Annotated in this window: 13 protein-coding genes; 4 read left to right on the forward strand and 9 right to left on the reverse strand. The window is 67.1% G+C overall.

Features of this window, described 5'->3' with window-relative positions; translation table 11 throughout:
* Nucleotides 1–478: 478 nt before the first annotated feature.
* Both ACFQ4H_RS07875 and ACFQ4H_RS07880 read right to left on the reverse strand, forming a co-directional pair.
* Nucleotides 479–790, reverse strand: coding sequence for a hypothetical protein (locus ACFQ4H_RS07875; protein ID WP_377568651.1), 312 nt, complete (start codon nucleotides 788–790; stop codon nucleotides 479–481).
* A gap of 5 nt (nucleotides 791–795) precedes the next feature.
* A complete protein-coding gene (locus tag ACFQ4H_RS07880; protein ID WP_377568654.1) occupies nucleotides 796–1,194 on the reverse strand; it encodes a YbaB/EbfC family nucleoid-associated protein in 399 nt (132 codons plus the stop codon).
* Nucleotides 1,195–1,272: 78 nt separating this feature from the next.
* Between ACFQ4H_RS07880 and ACFQ4H_RS07885 the strand changes: the two genes are divergently transcribed.
* Both ACFQ4H_RS07885 and ACFQ4H_RS07890 read left to right on the forward strand, forming a co-directional pair.
* Nucleotides 1,273–2,436, forward strand: a complete 1,164-nt coding sequence (locus ACFQ4H_RS07885) for a S8 family serine peptidase (protein WP_377568656.1) — start codon at nucleotides 1,273–1,275, stop codon at nucleotides 2,434–2,436.
* Nucleotides 2,423–3,070 carry an SUKH-3 domain-containing protein gene (locus ACFQ4H_RS07890; protein WP_377568659.1) on the forward strand — a complete coding sequence of 216 codons (648 nt, stop codon included), beginning with the start codon at nucleotides 2,423–2,425 and terminating at the stop codon, nucleotides 3,068–3,070. The genes ACFQ4H_RS07885 and ACFQ4H_RS07890 overlap by 14 nt, the downstream gene beginning before the upstream one ends.
* Nucleotides 3,071–3,205: 135 nt before the next feature.
* Here ACFQ4H_RS07890 and ACFQ4H_RS07895 read toward each other — a convergent pair whose 3' ends face one another.
* The 4 genes from ACFQ4H_RS07895 to eccD all read right to left on the reverse strand — a co-directional run bounded on the left by ACFQ4H_RS07895 (nucleotide 3,206) and on the right by eccD (nucleotide 6,860).
* The gene (locus tag ACFQ4H_RS07895) at nucleotides 3,206–3,514 is read right to left on the reverse strand and encodes a WXG100 family type VII secretion target (protein WP_377568662.1); all 309 of its coding nucleotides are present in this window, start codon (nucleotides 3,512–3,514) and stop codon (nucleotides 3,206–3,208) included.
* Between the two features lie 5 nt (nucleotides 3,515–3,519).
* On the reverse strand, nucleotides 3,520–3,975 hold the full coding sequence (locus ACFQ4H_RS07900) for a WXG100 family type VII secretion target (RefSeq protein WP_377568665.1): 456 nt from the start codon (nucleotides 3,973–3,975) through the stop codon (nucleotides 3,520–3,522).
* Between the two features lie 119 nt (nucleotides 3,976–4,094).
* The gene (gene eccB / locus ACFQ4H_RS07905) at nucleotides 4,095–5,480 is read right to left on the reverse strand and encodes a type VII secretion protein EccB (RefSeq protein WP_377568668.1); all 1,386 of its coding nucleotides are present in this window, start codon (nucleotides 5,478–5,480) and stop codon (nucleotides 4,095–4,097) included.
* 6 nt (nucleotides 5,481–5,486) lie between these two features.
* Nucleotides 5,487–6,860 carry a type VII secretion integral membrane protein EccD gene (gene eccD, locus ACFQ4H_RS07910; RefSeq protein WP_377568671.1) on the reverse strand — a complete coding sequence of 458 codons (1,374 nt, stop codon included), beginning with the start codon at nucleotides 6,858–6,860 and terminating at the stop codon, nucleotides 5,487–5,489.
* Nucleotides 6,861–6,927: 67 nt separating this feature from the next.
* Between eccD and eccCa the strand changes: the two genes are divergently transcribed.
* Nucleotides 6,928–10,869, forward strand: coding sequence for a type VII secretion protein EccCa (eccCa, locus tag ACFQ4H_RS07915; RefSeq protein WP_377568674.1), 3,942 nt, complete (start codon nucleotides 6,928–6,930; stop codon nucleotides 10,867–10,869).
* A gap of 39 nt (nucleotides 10,870–10,908) precedes the next feature.
* On the opposite strand, the gene ACFQ4H_RS07920 is transcribed toward eccCa, so the two are convergent.
* Nucleotides 10,909–11,757 (reverse strand): hypothetical protein, encoded by an 849-nt coding sequence (locus tag ACFQ4H_RS07920; protein ID WP_377568677.1) that lies wholly within the window; start codon nucleotides 11,755–11,757, stop codon nucleotides 10,909–10,911.
* Between the two features lie 982 nt (nucleotides 11,758–12,739).
* On the opposite strand from ACFQ4H_RS07920, the gene ACFQ4H_RS07925 reads away from it, so the two are divergent.
* On the forward strand, nucleotides 12,740–14,710 hold the full coding sequence (locus ACFQ4H_RS07925) for a hypothetical protein (protein WP_377568680.1): 1,971 nt from the start codon (nucleotides 12,740–12,742) through the stop codon (nucleotides 14,708–14,710).
* Nucleotides 14,711–14,884: 174 nt separating this feature from the next.
* Here ACFQ4H_RS07925 and ACFQ4H_RS07930 read toward each other — a convergent pair whose 3' ends face one another.
* Both ACFQ4H_RS07930 and ACFQ4H_RS07935 read right to left on the reverse strand, forming a co-directional pair.
* A complete protein-coding gene (locus ACFQ4H_RS07930; RefSeq protein ID WP_377568683.1) occupies nucleotides 14,885–16,540 on the reverse strand; it encodes a right-handed parallel beta-helix repeat-containing protein in 1,656 nt (551 codons plus the stop codon).
* Nucleotides 16,537–16,965 (reverse strand): hypothetical protein, encoded by a 429-nt coding sequence (locus tag ACFQ4H_RS07935; protein WP_377568686.1) that lies wholly within the window; start codon nucleotides 16,963–16,965, stop codon nucleotides 16,537–16,539. Before ACFQ4H_RS07935 ends, ACFQ4H_RS07930 begins: the two co-directional genes overlap by 4 nt.
* Nucleotides 16,966–17,166 lie beyond the last annotated feature (201 nt).

Raw genomic sequence — 17,166 nt, forward strand, 5'->3', positions numbered from 1 at the left:
CCCACCGCCTCACCCAACTCCTCCCCCAACGCCCGCCACCCCGCAGCCAACACCCGATACAAATCCTCATTACCCTTCGGCCACGAACCACCCCCCGTACCAACCCAAATCACCGCATCACGAACCACATTCCACGGATCACCAAAATCCCACAACTCAATCATGAGCTACATCCACCTAGGACGGGGCGCGAAAACGCGGCCACAGCCAAAAGACCGATTGCGGTGACGACAACCACCAGTGCAGAAGAGTCTACTGTAGAGGTCAGTGGGCGTACGGAGGCTGCGACAGGACATGGGCTGCCAGCCGATGCCAACCTACGGCAGTCCACAAAAGACTGCCCGTCATCCACCTTAATTCGATGGAGCCGGTTTTAGCTACTTTTGGACGTGTTGTCCCATCGGAAGCCTTTCGGGCATTCGCTGTCGAGGGCTCAGTAGCCCCTGCCGGGCACCGGGCAGGCCGATGACGGCCGACGTCACGCGCCGAGGCCGCGGGGGTCGTCGGCTTCCACTACGGTGTTGAGCAACTGGTTGGCCGACACGCCGATCTGGGCCACTCCGTCGCAGAAGAGCTGGATCATCTTGCCCAACTCCTGGGCGGCCTCACTGTAGTTCTTCCGATATCTACGGCCGACCTCGTCTTCGCCGAAGTCACACGCCGCCTCCGTCTGCGCGACCAGATTCAACCCGTTCGTCCCCACAGACGAAATGTCGGATGCCTGGGCGCCAAAGCGGGATGCTGCGATCAAAGCCGTGTTGATGTCCTTGATGTCCGCAAGTTGCGACATGCTGTTCAACTCTCCCTGATCAGATCAGCGAAGCCACCGATGATGCGGTCGGCGTCCCGGTTCAAGTGAGCATCGATCATCTCCTCAGGAACGTACTCCTGAAGGATCTCCTTGACCCGCTCCTGGACTCCCTGCGCGGCGACCTCGATGGTCTCCTCGATGGTGCGGGCAAGGTCGTCGGCGTCGGGACTGTGGTAGATCGCCGGGTCGAGGATGAGCCGACGCAACCTGCCGTCGGCACCAACGATGGCTGTTACCAGGCGGTCGGCCGATACGGCGGTCGCTTCCAGCCTGCCGAACTCTTGAGTGATCTTGTAGAAGGCGCCGGTTGCGCGCTCCACCTGCCCCCGCAACCGCTCGGCGGTTTCGCGTAACGCCTCGACTTCGTCGCGGGTGGGTGGCATGGCTCCCACGGTACGACAATCGTCGACACCATGGAAGATGCCACTATGGACGGCACCCGGCGCAGCTACGATACGCATGTGCGACGCGGCGTGATCTGTGCAGTCGCAGCGCTTGCCGCGCTGTGGCCGATGGCAATCCCGGCTCCGGCAGCAGCCGCCGCAGCGTGCTCACGCGGCCGAGCCGAGGGAACGCAGCCCGCTGCGAGCATCCCCTGGGAACGACAGTGGCTGGACCTCGACCAGGCCTGGACGATGACCGGTTCGGCCGCTGCGGTGACCGTCGCGGTCGTCGACACCGGAGTGGACGTACGCCATCCGCAGATGGCAGGTGCGGTGCTGTCGGGCGCTGACTTCGTCGACGGCGGCAACGGCCGGGTCGACTGCACCGGCCACGGCACTGCCGTGGCCTCGCTCATCGCCGCCCGGCCGGATTCGAAGATCCCGTTCGCGGGCGTTGCCCCACAGGCCCGGATCCTTCCGGTACGGGTGGCCGAGCGTATCGACGACGACATGAGCCCACGGCTGGTCGCCAGCGGGGTGGACTGGGCGGTGAGCCGGGGCGCGACAATCGTGGTGATGGCGTACGCGCTACCGAACGACAGCGCCGCCGTACGGGCAGCAGTGGCCCGGGCGGTGGGTCGTGGCGTCCTGGTCATCGCCTCGGCCGGTACCGTCTCGGGCAACTCAGGCCTCCAGTCCGCGCCCGTCCCGGCGGCCTACCCCGGTGTACTCGGCGTCAGCGCGGTCGACGGCACCGGCCTGGTGCAACCGGAAACCTATCCCGGCCCCCACGTCGACCTGGCCGGCCCCGGCGTGGGCATAACCGCCGCAGCACCGGCACGCGGACACACCAACTACTCCGGCCCGGACATGGCTGCCGCCATAACGGCGGGAGTGGCGGCGCTGGTGTGGGCCAGTGCCCCTGACGCCACCACCGGAGCCGTAACCCAACGACTGGCGGCGACGGCCGACCCCTCACGGGGTGGGGCAGGCAGCCCCTCCTACGGGGCCGGCATAGTCAACCCGGTCCGCGCCCTCAGTGAACCGACAGCGACCGGCGAGCCCAGAGCACCGGCCGGCTTCATCCCGGTGGCGGCCGAGCCCGACGATTCCGGCCCGCCGCGCGGGGCGGTGGTTGCCGTCGCCGCTGTCGTCGCCGCACTGGGAATAATCGGTTTCGCCACACTCCGCCGGACTCGCCGGCGTTTGAGTCAGTCGGAGGGGCAGCATGATCCAGCCTGACGAGGCACGCGAGATCGCGCAGCGCTGGGCGCATGGCTTTCACCCGGAGGCATCGGTTCAGCTGGAGCCGTTCGAACTCGGATACGTGGCACACCGGACCGCGCCGGAGTACGAGGGCCGGGCCGACGAGGTCTTCGATGCCCAGGTGAGCATTGTGATCGATGGCGAAACCCGGGAAACCACCCCGTTTGCGGCGCTGCCGACCGCCGCCATCGTACGGCTCTACACAGCCAAACGCGGCGCGGAGAAGCGTTTCTCCGCGCCGCTACGGGGCCTACTTGGTCTGGCTGGCTGGCGGCCGGCGCGTGACATCGGCCTCGCCGTCGACGGTTGGTGGTCGCGGAGTGCGCCGGCTGGTCGGGCACTGCCGGCAGCGGTACGAGCCGTGGTGGCTGAGTTCGGTGGCCTGTCACTACAGCCCGTCGGCCTGTCGTTCGTGCCCCGGCCAGGGGCAGGCACGGTGGAGTTGCTGAACACCGGCGCTGGGGACGCGATCGTCATCGGCCAGCTACGTAAGGACTCGGTGGCGATCGACGAGGACGGCGGCGTCTGGCTGTCCGGGGAGGGATTGCCGCACCAGATCTCCGACAACTTTGACGACGCGCTGCCCCGGCTGCTCGGTTTGACTGGTTGAGCGGGCCACCTGCACCGGCAGAGCCGTCGTCACGTCCACGGCCGACTGTCTTCCCAGTCAGAAACGGGTTCGCGCCGGGCATGGTCGTAGCGACCGCACCCAGCGCGAACATGCTTTTACCGATGTACCGTCGACTCAGGCCGAAATCGACACGTTCTGCAGTCCCTTCGCGACGGCAGTGTCGGTTTCAGCCATGGCCTCGTTGATCTGCTTTACCTTGTTGGCAATGTTCTCGGCGATGCCTCGCATTTTTCCTTCGGCGCTGTCCCACACCTCTTTGGTCTGCACGTAGGAGACATCGCCCTCGCCCTGCCAGTCGGCCATAAAGTTGCCCAGCTTGCCGGTCAGTTCGTCGAGCGTTACCTCGACCTCCGCAGTCGCGAGACGCATCGCCTGAACACAGGCATCGATCGTAGCAAATTCGTACCGAAGTTCCTGTCCCATTTCAACTACACCCTCGTCGTCGTCAGAGCGCTGCCGACGGCACCGCCAAGGTCAATCGAACTCACCATCTGGGTGGTGTAGTCCTCCGACTCGTCGTAGTCCCTACTCGACTTCTTGACCTGCTCTCCGAGCTGCTGCAGCGAGTCGTGGAGACGTTGAAGCTGCGCCTCGTACTCCGGGTAGAGCCGCGCGAACATCACCTGCGCCCGCCCCTTCCACCCGACAGCCCTTTCGTCACCGGGCACCCCGAGGATGGGAACCAGCTGGTTCCGGAGTCTTCTCTGGATGTCTACCAGTTTGTCCCTGCTCTGCTCGATCGCCGCCCCAGCGGCACCGAGGCTATTGACCTCAACTTGAGTAGTACCAGGTACAGCCACCGCGACCCTCCATCCTGATCGGTCCGACGCGGCCACAGCCGCAGCAACGTTCACAGGCATGGATGCCGGCGTCGTCGACGGCACCTGAACCATCGTGGTGTGAAGCTATGCTGCCGTTGCCCGTACATCGCGTTGGACAGGAGAATAGCTGTCCAACTGCCGCAGCGACAGTCCGATCAGGACAAACTTCCACGTCGTTGCGGCTAGCGTGGATTCGGCGCCAGGGCCGACCGTGCACGCGCCGGATCCAGGGCTATGCCCTCCTCGACCCGGTCCAGTAGCGCCGCAGGCAGTGGCACCGGCGTGCCAGAAAAGCCCAGCATGGCCGGGACGTCGTCGCTGGCGCAGGCGTGCCGGACACCGAGATCGGTGATGAGCACCAGCGGCCCGCCGGAAGCACCCGGACTGGCCATGCTGCGGGCCAGGACCGCGTGACCGGGGGCCACGAGCACCGCATCGGCCACCGGCACCCCGTAGCCGACAGCCCGCCTGGCCACGACGCTCGCCGCCCGCGCCGGCAGTTCGCCGTCGATGGTGACGGTGATCGTGTCACCGAGCATCTCGGCGCACACGACGCCGTCGGCGGGTCGGGCGAAGGCAGGCAGCTGCGTTGGTGGGGCGAACCCGGACAGCACCATCGGCGCCATGATGGGTGCGCCGGCGAGAGCGGCCGGGGTCAGGGTCACCGGCTGCGTGACGGCAGCGCCACGTACCAGGGCCTGTTGCAACGCCGTCAGCTCCTGTAGGCCTTCCCGGCGAACCAGGTACACCCGATCCGTACCATCGGCACCGGGCAGCTTCACCAGTTGGCCAACCTTTGCGTGCGGGAAGCCGGGCAGCTGCGTACCCCGGTCGGCCACGTCGATCGGGCCAAGTGTGGCACCCAACGGAATCGGAGCGAGCCAGGCGTCGGCGACCGCCACCCCGTCCTGGGCGGCGAAGCCCAACGCTGGCAGGACGTACCCGGGCTCCCGGATCGGGAACCGGTGTCCGGACCACAGCAGGTAGCGCGTGCCGTCCGAGCCCGCCAGCAGTACGCCGCGCTCGCCGACCGGCATTCCGGCAGCCGGCTGCGCACCGGCCAGGATGACGGTGGCCGGGCCACCCCGACCGGCAGCACCCGGTCGCGACAGCGAGCACAGACTCCACGCACCGGTCAGGTACTTCTTACTCGATACGAGTTCGTCGGGCGCGCCAGCGAGCCCGAGCAACGCTCCCCTCGACCAGTTGAGCGACGCGCCGGCCACCCGGACGGACTTGCTGCCACCCATGATCAGAGCTGCGGAGCTGAAGTTCGCCACCGGATAGAGCGTCTTCGAGGTCGCGTCGCACACGTAGGTCGCACCGGTGTCACGTTCGACGATGACGGTGTCGCAGCTCTGCCAGGTGGTCTTGCCACCGGGGAAGATGATGCCGATCACCGCCGCCCCGGCCAGCGCGATGACCAGAATCATGATTCCGGCGAACGCCGTCGCCCCGCCATGCCGTCCGGCCCAGTCCAGCGGGTCCGGCCGGTGGGCCAGTAGCGCGCGCACCTGGCGCAGCGTGAGGTACTGCTGCGACTGAATGAGATCCCGACGGCTGAGCATCGTGTGTCAGCCTCCCAGACCACGGAAGTAGCCGAACAGTCCCAGCACGAGTGCCACCAGGACGGGGACCGCGGCGGTGAACGCCATCGACATCATGTCGCCGAGCCGGCCCAGCCGTGGTGGTGCCGCACGCTGGGAAAGTCGACGGCCGATCGCCAGCGACAGCAGCGCGACCGCGATCAGGCCAGCTGCCAGCAGGGCGGCTGCCACCGGAGCGCGCATCGGGCCGGTCCAGGCGTACCAGGCCAGGCTGATCACCCCCACGATGGCGGCCCCGATCAGCGGCACGCGATGACGTACGGCGGCGAACGCCCGCGCCCGCAGCGCGCAGACCAGAGCCGTCGCACCCACCAGCAGCAGACCACTGACGGTGTGTGCACGGGTCAGGAGAACCAGGCTGACCCCGGTCACCGCCATGGCGCCGAAGAGCAGGCCGGTGAGCAGGCTGTCGGCACGACGGACCGCCACGTTCAGGTCAGCGGACGGCGGGGGCGGTGCCTCGACCGCGCCGCCGCTGATCGATGGAACCGGCGGGGTGGGGATTCCGCCTGCGGACATGGCCAGGCGAGGCAGCGCGAACAGTGAAATCACGACGAGGCCACCGACCACGGCCGCTGCCCCTTCCACCGTGGTCAGTCCGGTCGCCACCAGCACTGCGATCGCACCGATGCCGGTCGCCAGGGCCGCGCCGGCGACGAACGCCACCCCTGGCAGTAGCAGTTGCCCAACCAGGGAGACGAACAGCAGCGCGGCTGCCGCACCGGCGACCGGCCACGACCTCAGCTGGGCCGTAGCGCCGTCGGTGCCCACCAGCAGCGCGCCGACGGTCGCGTAGAGCAGGGCGGCGCTTCCGGTGAGTTGTGCCGTGGGGTGGTCGCGCGTGATGCGGTTGGCGAATACGGCGGTGAGCATCAGCGCCGCCGAACCGGTGAACGCCAAGGTGCCCATCTGCCAGGACATCGGCCCGGTGAGCAGCAGCAACGCGCCGGTGACGATGACCGCCGCGGCGAACGCAAGGCCTGCCTGCTGGGTCGACTTCGCCGTCCACCGCGCGCCGAGCCCGGTGGCGTCGTTGGCGATCGCCTCGGCGACATCGTCGAACGCCGGCTCCGGCCAGGTCGCGTCATTGGGCGAGAGGATCAGTGTCTCGCCATCCAGGACGTTCTGCATCGCCAACGAGTGGGCGTTGTCCAACCGATGGCCATCCACCCGGCGCAGTACCCAGCCGCCGTGTTCCACGCCGTCCTCGGCCAGCGTCGCGCCGCCGTGCCGTAGCAGCGTGGGCATGATCCCGGCCAGCGGGACATGCTCCGGCACGGTCATCTCCATCCGGCGGTTTGGTGCGATGACAATGATCCGCGCCAGTCCGGTCTGCTGCACTCCTCGGCCTCCCTATGTTCGCGTTCACGTTAGACAAACCGGTTACCCGCGTCACTACTATGACCCGGTGGCGACCACCATTCGCAGACGCCGAGCGCGCCGTGCAGCCCCGCCGTTCCCCGCCGGTGACATCGTGTTGGAGCCACCGTCGGAGATCCCCGATCCCGAGGGAGGGCTCGGCGGGCGACTGATCATGATTCTGCCCATGGCGGCCGGTGCGGCGGCGATGATGCTGCTGTTTGCCGGAAACTCCGGAGGCCTGCTCCGCATCATCACGGGTGGACTACTCGGGGTCGCGATGCTCGGCATGGTTGGCGCTCAACTGACCCGTTCCGGTGGAAGTAAAGGAGAAATGAACCGGGCACGACGTGGCTACTTGTTCGAGCTGGACGGAGTGCGACGCACGGTGCGGAACGCAATCCGGGTCCAACGCGCGGCCGAATACTACCGCCACGTCGACCCGGCGATGCTCTGGTCCATGGTGGACACCAGCCGGCTCTGGGAGCGATTCCCTGGTGACCAGGACTTCGGGCAGATTCGCATCGGTCTCGGCCCTCGGGAACTGACCACCCCTCTGGTGGCCCCGCCATTCGTCCCCGTCGAGAAGGCCGAGCCCGTCAGCGCCGGTGCACTGCGGCGCTTCCTGACCACGTACCGGCAGGTGGACGACCTGCCGGTGGTGGTGGCGCTCGACGGCTTCGCCAGCGTTTTCCTTTCCGGCGACCCGGACCGGGCCCGGGCGGTGGCCCGGGCCATGGTGGCGCAGGCGGCCTTCGGGCATGCACCCAACGACATGATGATCGCCGTGTGCGTTTCCGACGATCAGCGCTACCTGTGGGAATGGTGCAAGTGGCTGCCACATGCCGCCCACCCGACGCAGACCGACGCACTGGGTCCGCTGCGCCTGATCAACACGTCGGTGGTGGGTCTCGAAGCAATGATCGAGGAGCTGCTCGTCGCTCGGCCACGGTTCAATCCCGCAGCCAGTGAGGTCAGCTTCGAGGGGCCACACCTGCTGGCCATCGTCGACGGGGCGGACATCGCCGGCTCCGACCACCTCGCCACCGACGTCGGGCTCGAGGGCGTCACCGTCGTACACGTCTGCGGTGAGCCACCGCGCCACCCCGATCGGAGCTGCCTCGTCGTCGACCTGGCCGAGGACGGCACCATGACCGCGACCACCCACGGCGGCACACAGGTGCTGGGGCGGGGTGACCTGATGCCGCTGGTGGTGGCAGAGAGTCTGGCCCATCAGCTCGCCCCGCTGCGGCTGGCCCAGGTCGGTGGGGCCGAGCAGGCCATGAACTACACCCACGAGCTGACCGATCTGCTGGAGCTCGACGATCCCGAACAGATCGATCCTGCCCGTACTTGGCAGCCCCGACCGAACCGGCAGCGGCTGCGCGTGCCGATCGGTGTCATGTCCGACGGCGAGAAACTCGAACTCGACCTCAAGGAGGCGGCGCAGGACGGAATGGGCCCGCACGGGCTGCTCGTGGGTGCGACCGGCTCGGGCAAGTCTGAGCTGCTGCGTACCCTCGTCCTGGCGCTGGCGGTGTCACACTCACCGGAGACGCTCAACTTCGTCCTGGTCGACTTCAAGGGTGGCGCCACCTTCACCAAGCTGGACCGGCTGCCGCACACCAGCGCGGTCATCACCAACCTCGCCGACGAGCTGCCCCTGGTCGACCGGATGGCCGATGCGATCAACGGCGAGTTGGTACGCCGACAGGAGCTGCTGCGGCGGGCCGGCAACTACGCCTCGCTGCGTGACTATGAGCGGGCCCGCGCCGCCGGCGCGCCCCTCGACCCGGTGCCCAGCCTGTTGATCATCTGTGACGAGTTCAGCGAACTGCTCTCCGTGAAGCCCGACTTCATCGACATGTTCGTTCAGATCGGACGGGTCGGCCGATCCCTCGGCGTGCATCTGCTGCTGGCCAGCCAGCGGCTGGAGGAGGGCAGGCTACGGGGGTTGGACACGCACCTGTCGTACCGCATCGGTCTGCGGACGTTCTCCCCCATGGAGAGCCGGGCGGTGCTCGGCGTCACCGACGCGTACGAACTCCCCCGCGCTCCGGGACACGGCTTCCTCAAGTACGGCAGCGAGTCGCTGCAACGGTTCCGGGCCGCGTACGTCTCCGGCGTGTACCGTCGCGCGACCGCCACTGTCACCTCCAGCCAGCTGGACTACCCCGTGTCGGCGTTCACGTCGGGCTACGTGGCCGAATCCGCCACCCAGGCCACGCCGGTCGAGGAGGTCGAGGAACTCGCCGACGACGTGACCGGCGAGACGCTGCTCGACATCATCACCGACCGGCTGGCCGGTCAGGGCATGCCTGCACACCAGGTGTGGTTGCCGCCGCTGAGCGACTCGGACACCATTCACGACGTGCTGGGCGATCTGGTCGCGGAGCCCACACTCGGCCTGACCACGATGGACGACTCACTGCGCGGCACGCTCGACGTGATCGTCGGGGTGGTGGACCGCCCGTTCGACCAACGCCGGGACCGACTGCGGCTACCGTTGGCCGGCTCGGCCGGTCACGTCGCCATCATCGGCGCTCCACAGTCCGGAAAGAGCACGTTGCTGCGTACCCTGGTGCTCAGCCTGGCCCTGACCCACACCCCCGACCAGGTGCAGTTCGCCTGCCTCGACTTCGGCGGCGGCGGCCTCACCGCCCTGGCCGAACTGCCACACATGTCGGCCGTCGCAACCCGGCGGGAGGCAGACCTGGTCCGGCGTGTCATCGCGGAGATCACGAACCTGGTCGCCGAACGGGAACAAATGTTCCTCGACCACAACATCGACTCGATCGCGGCCTTCCGTCGCAGGGCGGCGGCCGGGGAGTTCGGTGACGCACGCTGCGCCGACGTACTGCTGGTGATCGACGGCATGCTCACGTTGCGCAACGAGTTCGAGGACCTGGAACCCAAGGTGATCGACCTCGCCAACCGCGGCCTTGCCTACGGTGTCCACCTCGTGGTCGCCGGCAGCCGGTGGTTCGACCTGCGGCCCGCCATCCGTGACTCGTTCGGCAGCAAACTGGAGCTGCGCCTGGGTGACCCGTCCGACTCCGCCATCGGCCGGCGCGCCGCGGCAAACGTGCCGACACAGGCCCCGGGGCGAGGCATCACACCCGACTCGTACCAGTTCCTGACCAGCCGGCCACAGCTCAACAACGCCACGTCCGCGGACAGTGCCGTGAGCGAGGCCGCCGCCGCCGTACGCGCAGCCTGGTCCGGCCGGGTAGCACCGCCGGTGCGCCTGCTGCCCGGCGAGGTCACCTACGCCGAAGTTGCTGGCATGAGCGACAAGCCCGGCCTGCCGATCGGCCTCGCCGAGGCGGACCTCGGGCCGGTACACCTCGACCCGGACACCGACCCGCACTTCATCGTCTTCGGCGACACCGAGTGCGGAAAGTCGTCGTTCCTGCGGATGCTGGCGGCCAGCATCGCGGACCGGTACACCCCGGAACAGGCACGGATCATCGCGATCGACTACCGGCGCAGTCTGCTCGGCGCGCTGCCGGAGCAGCACCTCATCGACTACGCCACCACCGCAGAGCAGGGCACGGCGCTGCTGAGGGAGGCCGTCGTCGCCCTACGCGAGCGGCTGCCTGACTCGACCGTACGGCCGGAGCAGCTGCGGGCCCGCAACTGGTGGATAGGTGCCGAGCTCTACGTGCTCGTCGACGACTACGACCTGGTCGCCGGGGACGGCAATCCGTTGATGGCGCTACAGAGTCTGCTACCCCAGTCCCGCGAGGTCGGCCTGCACGTCGTCATCGCGCGCCGCAGCGGTGGTGCCTCGCGGGCGATGTATGACCCGGTAATCAGCCGGCTGCGTGACCTCAACGCTCCGGGACTGGTCATGTCCGGTGACCGCGGCGAGGGGCAACTGATCGGTGGCGTGTATCCCCGCGTTCTACCGCCCGGTCGGGGCCTGATGGTGACGCGGAAGGAGGGCGTACGCCTGATCCAGCTGGCCTGGTTGGACAGCCAGGTGTGAACGCCGGGGCTATCCGATGCGGGATGACTGTCGCTACGCTCAGCGGTTGTGGGCGATGGTGACTTGCTGCAAGCCGAGCTCGCCGGACTGCGGGCGTTCGCCGACGCTGCCGCGAGGACGGGCACCGCCTATGCCGAGGACTCGCGGAGGCATCTCGACGGCATTACCGACGCGGCCGGGCAACTCGACCAACCGCCCGGTTTCAATGAGATGCAATGGCTCTCCCGCATGGCCAACGCCGATCTCGGGGCGCTGCGGGCATTCTCGCTGGATCTCGCCGATGGGCTTGCCAGCACTGCCAACGGGGCCGACATGGCCTACCGGTGGTATGTCCGCGTCGAGGACAGCTCCACCCGGAAACTCGAACAGATCGAGGACGCGCTGGTCACCGGGGACATTCCCGGGCCGTCCTATGGCGCTGCTGTGCCGACGGTCGGCGGTCCCACGAACAGGCGCGGTCGATACGACTACGCCCCGCCCGGCATGCAGCGAACCAACTGGGAGGCGCTCGACGCCAAGCAGATCGCCGCGCTCGTGCGTGCGGCACGACCCGATCTCGTCGACGAAATGGCGTACGGCTGGCATGTAATGGGCGCATCGATCGGAGTGGCCGGAAGCACCCTGGCGACCCAGGCCAAGCCCCTGCACTGGTACGGCCAGGGCGGGCGGACGTTCAAACAGAACGTTTCGCAAACCATCGCGTCGACCAGGTCGTGGCAGGACAGTGCCACTGACCGGGGAGACGACTTTCGCGACGCCGCACAGGCGATCAGCAAGGCCCAGCGTGAGCTCGACGTAATCGTGTCGCAGCAGGATGAAAAGGTGAACGGTCTGGGACTCGATCTGGCTGTCGCCATCTCTCCACTCGGGCAGGCCGGCGTTCAGCAACAGATCACCGAGGCCAACCAGGCAGCAGACAAGGCTGCCCGAGCCGTGGCAATCCGGCTCAGCAACGAGCTTCTGGCCATATTGGACAAGTGGCAGCCGGCGGACCGGTACCGGGGACTACTTGGCCTCAATCCGGGCGGCGGAAACGGCGCGCCGGCCGCAGACGACCCCGCCACTGCGACGCCGCCCGTGGCTGGGCCGGGCTTGCCGCCCGGCATCGGGCCGGGGCCAGCCCCGGGACCTGCCCCCGGGCCGGCTGGCCAGCCACCAGGCGGCCTTCCCCCGGAGGCGGCTCCGCCAGGGGGCCTTCCACCAGGCATGGTTCCGCCGGCCCCGCTCACCGGCATGGGCACACCCGGGACCGGCCTGCCCTCCGCACTCCGCGCCCCCCGGTTACCGACGCTGACGGCGCTGCCGACCGCCGCGAGCCCTGGTGGACTGCTCGGGCCGGGCGGCCTACTCCGCCCCGATCCAACCGGTGTCGGCGGGGTGGGGCCGGGGGGCATCGGCGCTCCGGGATCTAGGCGGGGAGTGCCGGCACTCGGACGGCTTCCCGACCGAGCACCACCGATACACCACCTCGCTCCAAGCGACACAACGAGCGTCCGGGAACCCACGCTCGGTGCCAGGGTCCCGCAGCTCTCAGCTACGCAGGAAAACGACGGACTCATGCCGATGATGCCAGGGCTCATTGGCCGTGCTGGGCCGGAGCCAGCCAGAGCACAACGCTCATCCGCCAGCCGAACCAGGGCGTCGGTGTCCACTGGGAGCTACCTCTCCGGACGAGCGGACGACGCACAGAACTCATCCACGGGGCGACCAGACGACCGGTCCAGGGTCTTGCATTCCCGTCCAAACCGACGCAATAAAGCAGAGCCGACAGCGCCTGCCAGCCCCATCTCTACAACGCCCGGTGCCGCTAACGAGACCGAGGTCGGGCGCCCTATCAATCCGACACCGACACGTCCCGAAGGCGGCACCCATGGGTGAACCAATTCCGGTTGAGTTCCAGGAGAATTACGAAGTTGCACATTCGTCTGATGATCTGCGCTCCAGGGCAACAAAGTTCGGATCTACAGCATCAAGCTATTCATCCGACGTAGATGATATCCTCGGCGGAAAAAGACTATCTTCCGGATCCGGCCATATCACTTATGCGGCGATGAGAATCAAGGGGACAGGGCCCCATATTCCCGAGGTGGCCCATTTCTCCGACACACTGTCAGAATGGCTTGGGTTCTCAAGCACGCGTAGCATCGTTGGCTACGTCTACATAATCAACGACGCCTTCAATGGTTATCGAAAGTTCCTCCACACTGCGGCTGACGCTTTTGAAGATCGAGAGGATCGATCCCAAGCTCACCTCAAGAAAATCGACATCGGCCTACTCGACGAAATGAGAGTCACCTACGAGGATGACAATTTAGTCAAAACAGGTGTCGACTTTAAAGGCGCCCCAGTGCTAAACACTGGAGCCCAAGCAGTCAAGGCGAAAACCACCTTCACCCCCCCAAAGGCCCCAACTGAATCTAACTGGAAGGGAAAGGATGTTCACGAATTACACAGACTCCTCACTAGCCCGGATTACCACACCGCTTTAGACGTGGCAATGCAAATCTCAGACCTAAAGAACGAACTCAAGGAACACCATGACCTCTATGCCACTCTCGTAACACCACTCGAGGGGAAGTGGAAAGGCTACGCCTTCGACACATATAAGACACTAGTTGCGCAGACAGCCCAGTCGATTGGCTCTCTGATTGGACACCTGGAAGTTTTATACACAGCAACATCTAATATCGCCGAAAAACTAAAGGAGGTAAGCATTGCCGCAGACAGGGTCTACGATGACTACACAACAGCCAAAGCTGAAGCGGAAAACCAGGGAATACTGGAAGACATTCTCGACTGGCGACCATTCAAGGCGTCACTGGAGGCTATTTACGGCGCAACCCTAAGGGTATATGCAAGAAATCTCAGCGAAACTTTGGTCGAGAACATGAAGTGGGGCAATCCGGAGCCGTATAGAGGGCTGTTCATGGAGGGCGTGGCCGGTACCCCGAAAGCTGGTCCCCGGCCGGGACCTGGGCCGGGACCTCGGCCTGGCGGTGGGCCCGGTGGTGGGCCTGGCGGCGGACCCACCACACCCAAGACCCCTACGACGAAACCACCTAAGCTCACCCCCCCGACCGCATTGCCGAAGCCAACTGACACCCCCAAGCCGAAAACGCCGGACACGCCAAAGGTAAACACCCCCTCAACCACGCCAAATGCCCTCCCCAACCTGGGCACCCCCGGTCTGGGCACCCCGAGTCTGCCCGGTGCAGGCACCCCCGGCCTGGACACCCCGAAACTGCCCGGCCTGGGCAACACCCCAGAACTCGGCGCCAGCCCGATACTCCCCACCCTGCCCAGCCGCACTCCAACCAGCCCAAACACCACACCCGGTCTGACCAGCCCGATCCGTACCCCCTCACTCTCGGGCAGAACCCCGACGGGCAACGGAGTCAGCCTCCCCGGCCGCGGCCTCGGCCCCGGGGGCAGCCCCACCACCGACCCCAACGGAGTCACCGGCCTCCCCCCAGCCGCCATCAACCCGCTCGACCCTGCCGGTAACCCGACTGGGAACAACCCCCTGGGTGGGGGTGGAGGTGGAGGAGGCGACAACAACAACGGTGGCATGCCCTTCATGCCGCCGATGATGGGCGGCGGCATGCCCCCGGGCGGCGGAGGCGCAAACCCAGGAAACCCGCGAGCCGTACGTCGTGGTAGCCCACGCCTCGTCGGCCCCAACAACCGTCTCGGCCCCGCCGCGCTCAGCGGCCGTTCCAAGGACCAGCGCGACGACCGTCCCGAGGTCGTTTCGGTCGACACCGAGAGCTGGACCCCCGAAGCGGAGCCCACCCAGGCGCCGCAGCAACCACAGGCACGCCCCACGTACCGCGCCGTCTAGAAGAAAACGCGTACGCAGGTAGGCAGACCAGGCCGAGGCAGGGTCTATTCAAGGCGTACATCACCAGGATGCGCTACTCATCCGGTGATGTACGCCTCGGCGGTCAGCCCTCACCGCCTCTGCGCACAACCGCAGCCGGCCGGGAACCCGGACGGCTGCGTTCGGCGGTAGTAGTCAGCTGATCGCGGCGGCCAGGTCGTCGAGGAGCAACAGTTGCAGCTCGTCACCGGTCGGTACGCGACGTAGTTGCCGGAGCCGCTGGGCCTGGGCCTTACGGATACCGTCGAAGAGCTTGCGGGCTTCCCGCGCGTTGCCGAAGTTGCGGTCCTTGGACATCGCGGCGAAGTAGCCCCCGATCGACGCGTGCAGGTCGTCCGACAGGCGGTATTCGTGGGCATCGGCCATGGTGGCGAGGATGCTGACCAGTTCGTGCGGCGAGTAGTCCTCGAAGACGATCGTCTTGTTGAACCGGGAGGCCAGACCCGGGTTCGCGTCCAGGAACTGGACCATCTCGCCGGTGTAGCCGGCGGCGATCACGGCAATCTCGTGCCGATGGTCCTCCATCAGCTTGACCAGCGTGTCGATCGCCTCCTGGCCGAAGTCACCACCGGACCCGAACGACCGCGACAGCGTGTACGCCTCGTCGATGAAGAGCACTCCACCGAGCGCCTTCTCGAAGGCCGCCGCCGTCTTCTCGGCCGTGTGACCGAGGTACTGACCGACCAGGTCCCGCCGGGCAACCTCGACGAACTCGCCCCGGGGCAGGATGCCCAGCGCGGCCAGCAGTTTTCCGTAGATGCGGGCGACCGTGGTCTTACCGGTACCCGGGGAGCCGGCAAAGATCAGGTGGTTCGTCGAGGCGGCGACGGTCAGCCCGCCGCGACGTCGCCACTCGTTGACCTGTAGCTCGTCGATGATCGCGTGCACCTCGGCCTTGACGCCGGGCAGGCCGACCAGGGCGTCGAGCTCGGCCAACAGCTCCTCGGAGCGTTCGGTGTCCTGGGCCCGCATCGCCACCGGCTCCACCTTGGCCGCCGGGCGGCCGGCTTCCACCATTTCGACGTTACTGCCGGGGGCCAGCAGAACGCCCGGAGCGGCAGTCTGTTCGGTGGTGCAGCCGTTGATCTGCCCGCCGCAGTCCGGGCCGATGCTGATGCCCACCCCGACCGTTTCGGATATCCGGCACCGGCGCATCACCACGTTGCTGGCCTGGACCACGGCCACCCCGATGTCACCGGCCCGGGAGATCGTGCAGTTCTCCAGCGTCGGACGGGAGTAGTCGTACACGTAGACGCCCCGGTAGCCGGCGTCCGTGATCAGGCAGTTCCGCAGGATCGGGTCCGCCGACCGGACGAGGATCCCGTCGGAGACGATCTCCGAAACCGTGCAGTTCGAGATCGCGCCCGCACAGTCGTCGAGTTGGATGCCCAGCCGGGAGCCGACCACCCGGCAGCTGTCCAGGTCGAAGTCGGTACGGGCACCGAGCTGGATGCCTGCGGCGGACACGGCCGAGCACTCACAGCCGACCATCGTCAGCTTCGTCCCGGTAGCACTGACCCCAGCGGCGTCCACGCCCTTGACCCGCAGGTGACGCAACTCCACCGTGCCACGCTCGCAGTGCACCGCCGGGCGCTGGCCATCGGCCGCGACCAGGGTCACGGTGTCGGCCTCGGCCGCCACGATGGCCACCGACCTGTCCGCGAGCACCAGGTTCTCGTAGTACTCGCCGGGTCCGACCACAACCTGGTCGCCGGGTCCGGCTACCGCCAGGGCATCGCAGATCCGGGGGTAGGCACCGGTCTGGCTGGTCGACACGAACAACACTGTCATGGCTTTGCCGTCCCGAATCGTGCGGTGCAGACCTGCACCGAAGGAGCAACCTGGTCCACTGAAAGCACAGCTACCACGACGAAACAGTAGTCGACCTCTGGATTGACCGCGTTGATGCGTACCGAGGTCGATCCGCGGGGAGCTTCGGCCAGGGTAGTCGGCTGTAGACCGACCGGTCCGCCGACGACGTAGAAAGCGGCTTTGCCTTCGGTACGATCGGCGAAGGCGAGGGTCACGGCCACCCGTTCGTCGTGCAGGTTGGTGACCTCGGGTGCGCTCTCGGCCAGTTTGCCCGCGCTGGGCAGCTTCGAGGGGGACGTCGGGTCCCCTGTGGGGGTTGCAACGCCCTGGCTGAAGGCCACCCCGATTCCGAGCAGTACGACCACCGCCGCAGCGACAAGCAGCCAGCGCCGGGTGTTGGACACGGATGCCGCTGCGCTCCGGCGCTTTGATGCTCTCTGCTTCGACGGCTCAGGCTCGGGAACTGACGGGGGTGTCGGCTGTTCCTCGGGTAGCGGCACGGGCTCCGCTGGGGGCAGGAGGTCGGGTGCTTGCGCGGCGTCCGGCACATCGGGGAAGCCCGCCACGCCCGGGGGGTCCGGCGGTTGCGGAGGATCCGGCACACG

Origin of the sequence: Micromonospora sonneratiae, assembly GCF_042679305.1 — a bacterium.
GTDB classification, from domain to species: Bacteria; Actinomycetota; Actinomycetes; order Mycobacteriales; family Micromonosporaceae; genus Micromonospora_H; species Micromonospora_H sonneratiae.

Bases quoted from the DNA above. Each gene is read 5' to 3' on its own strand.
- ACFQ4H_RS07875 (WP_377568651.1), bottom strand. From the start codon at position 790: ATGTCGCAACTTGCGGACATCAAGGACATCAACACGGCTTTGATCGCA.
- ACFQ4H_RS07880 (WP_377568654.1), bottom strand. From the start codon at position 1,194: ATGCCACCCACCCGCGACGAAGTCGAGGCGTTACGCGAAACCGCCGAG.
- ACFQ4H_RS07890 (WP_377568659.1), top strand. From the start codon at position 2,423: ATGATCCAGCCTGACGAGGCACGCGAGATCGCGCAGCGCTGGGCGCAT.
- ACFQ4H_RS07895 (WP_377568662.1), bottom strand. From the start codon at position 3,514: ATGGGACAGGAACTTCGGTACGAATTTGCTACGATCGATGCCTGTGTT.
- eccB (WP_377568668.1), bottom strand. From the start codon at position 5,480: ATGCTCAGCCGTCGGGATCTCATTCAGTCGCAGCAGTACCTCACGCTG.
- ACFQ4H_RS07925 (WP_377568680.1), top strand. From the start codon at position 12,740: ATGGGTGAACCAATTCCGGTTGAGTTCCAGGAGAATTACGAAGTTGCA.
- ACFQ4H_RS07930 (WP_377568683.1), bottom strand. From the start codon at position 16,540: ATGACAGTGTTGTTCGTGTCGACCAGCCAGACCGGTGCCTACCCCCGG.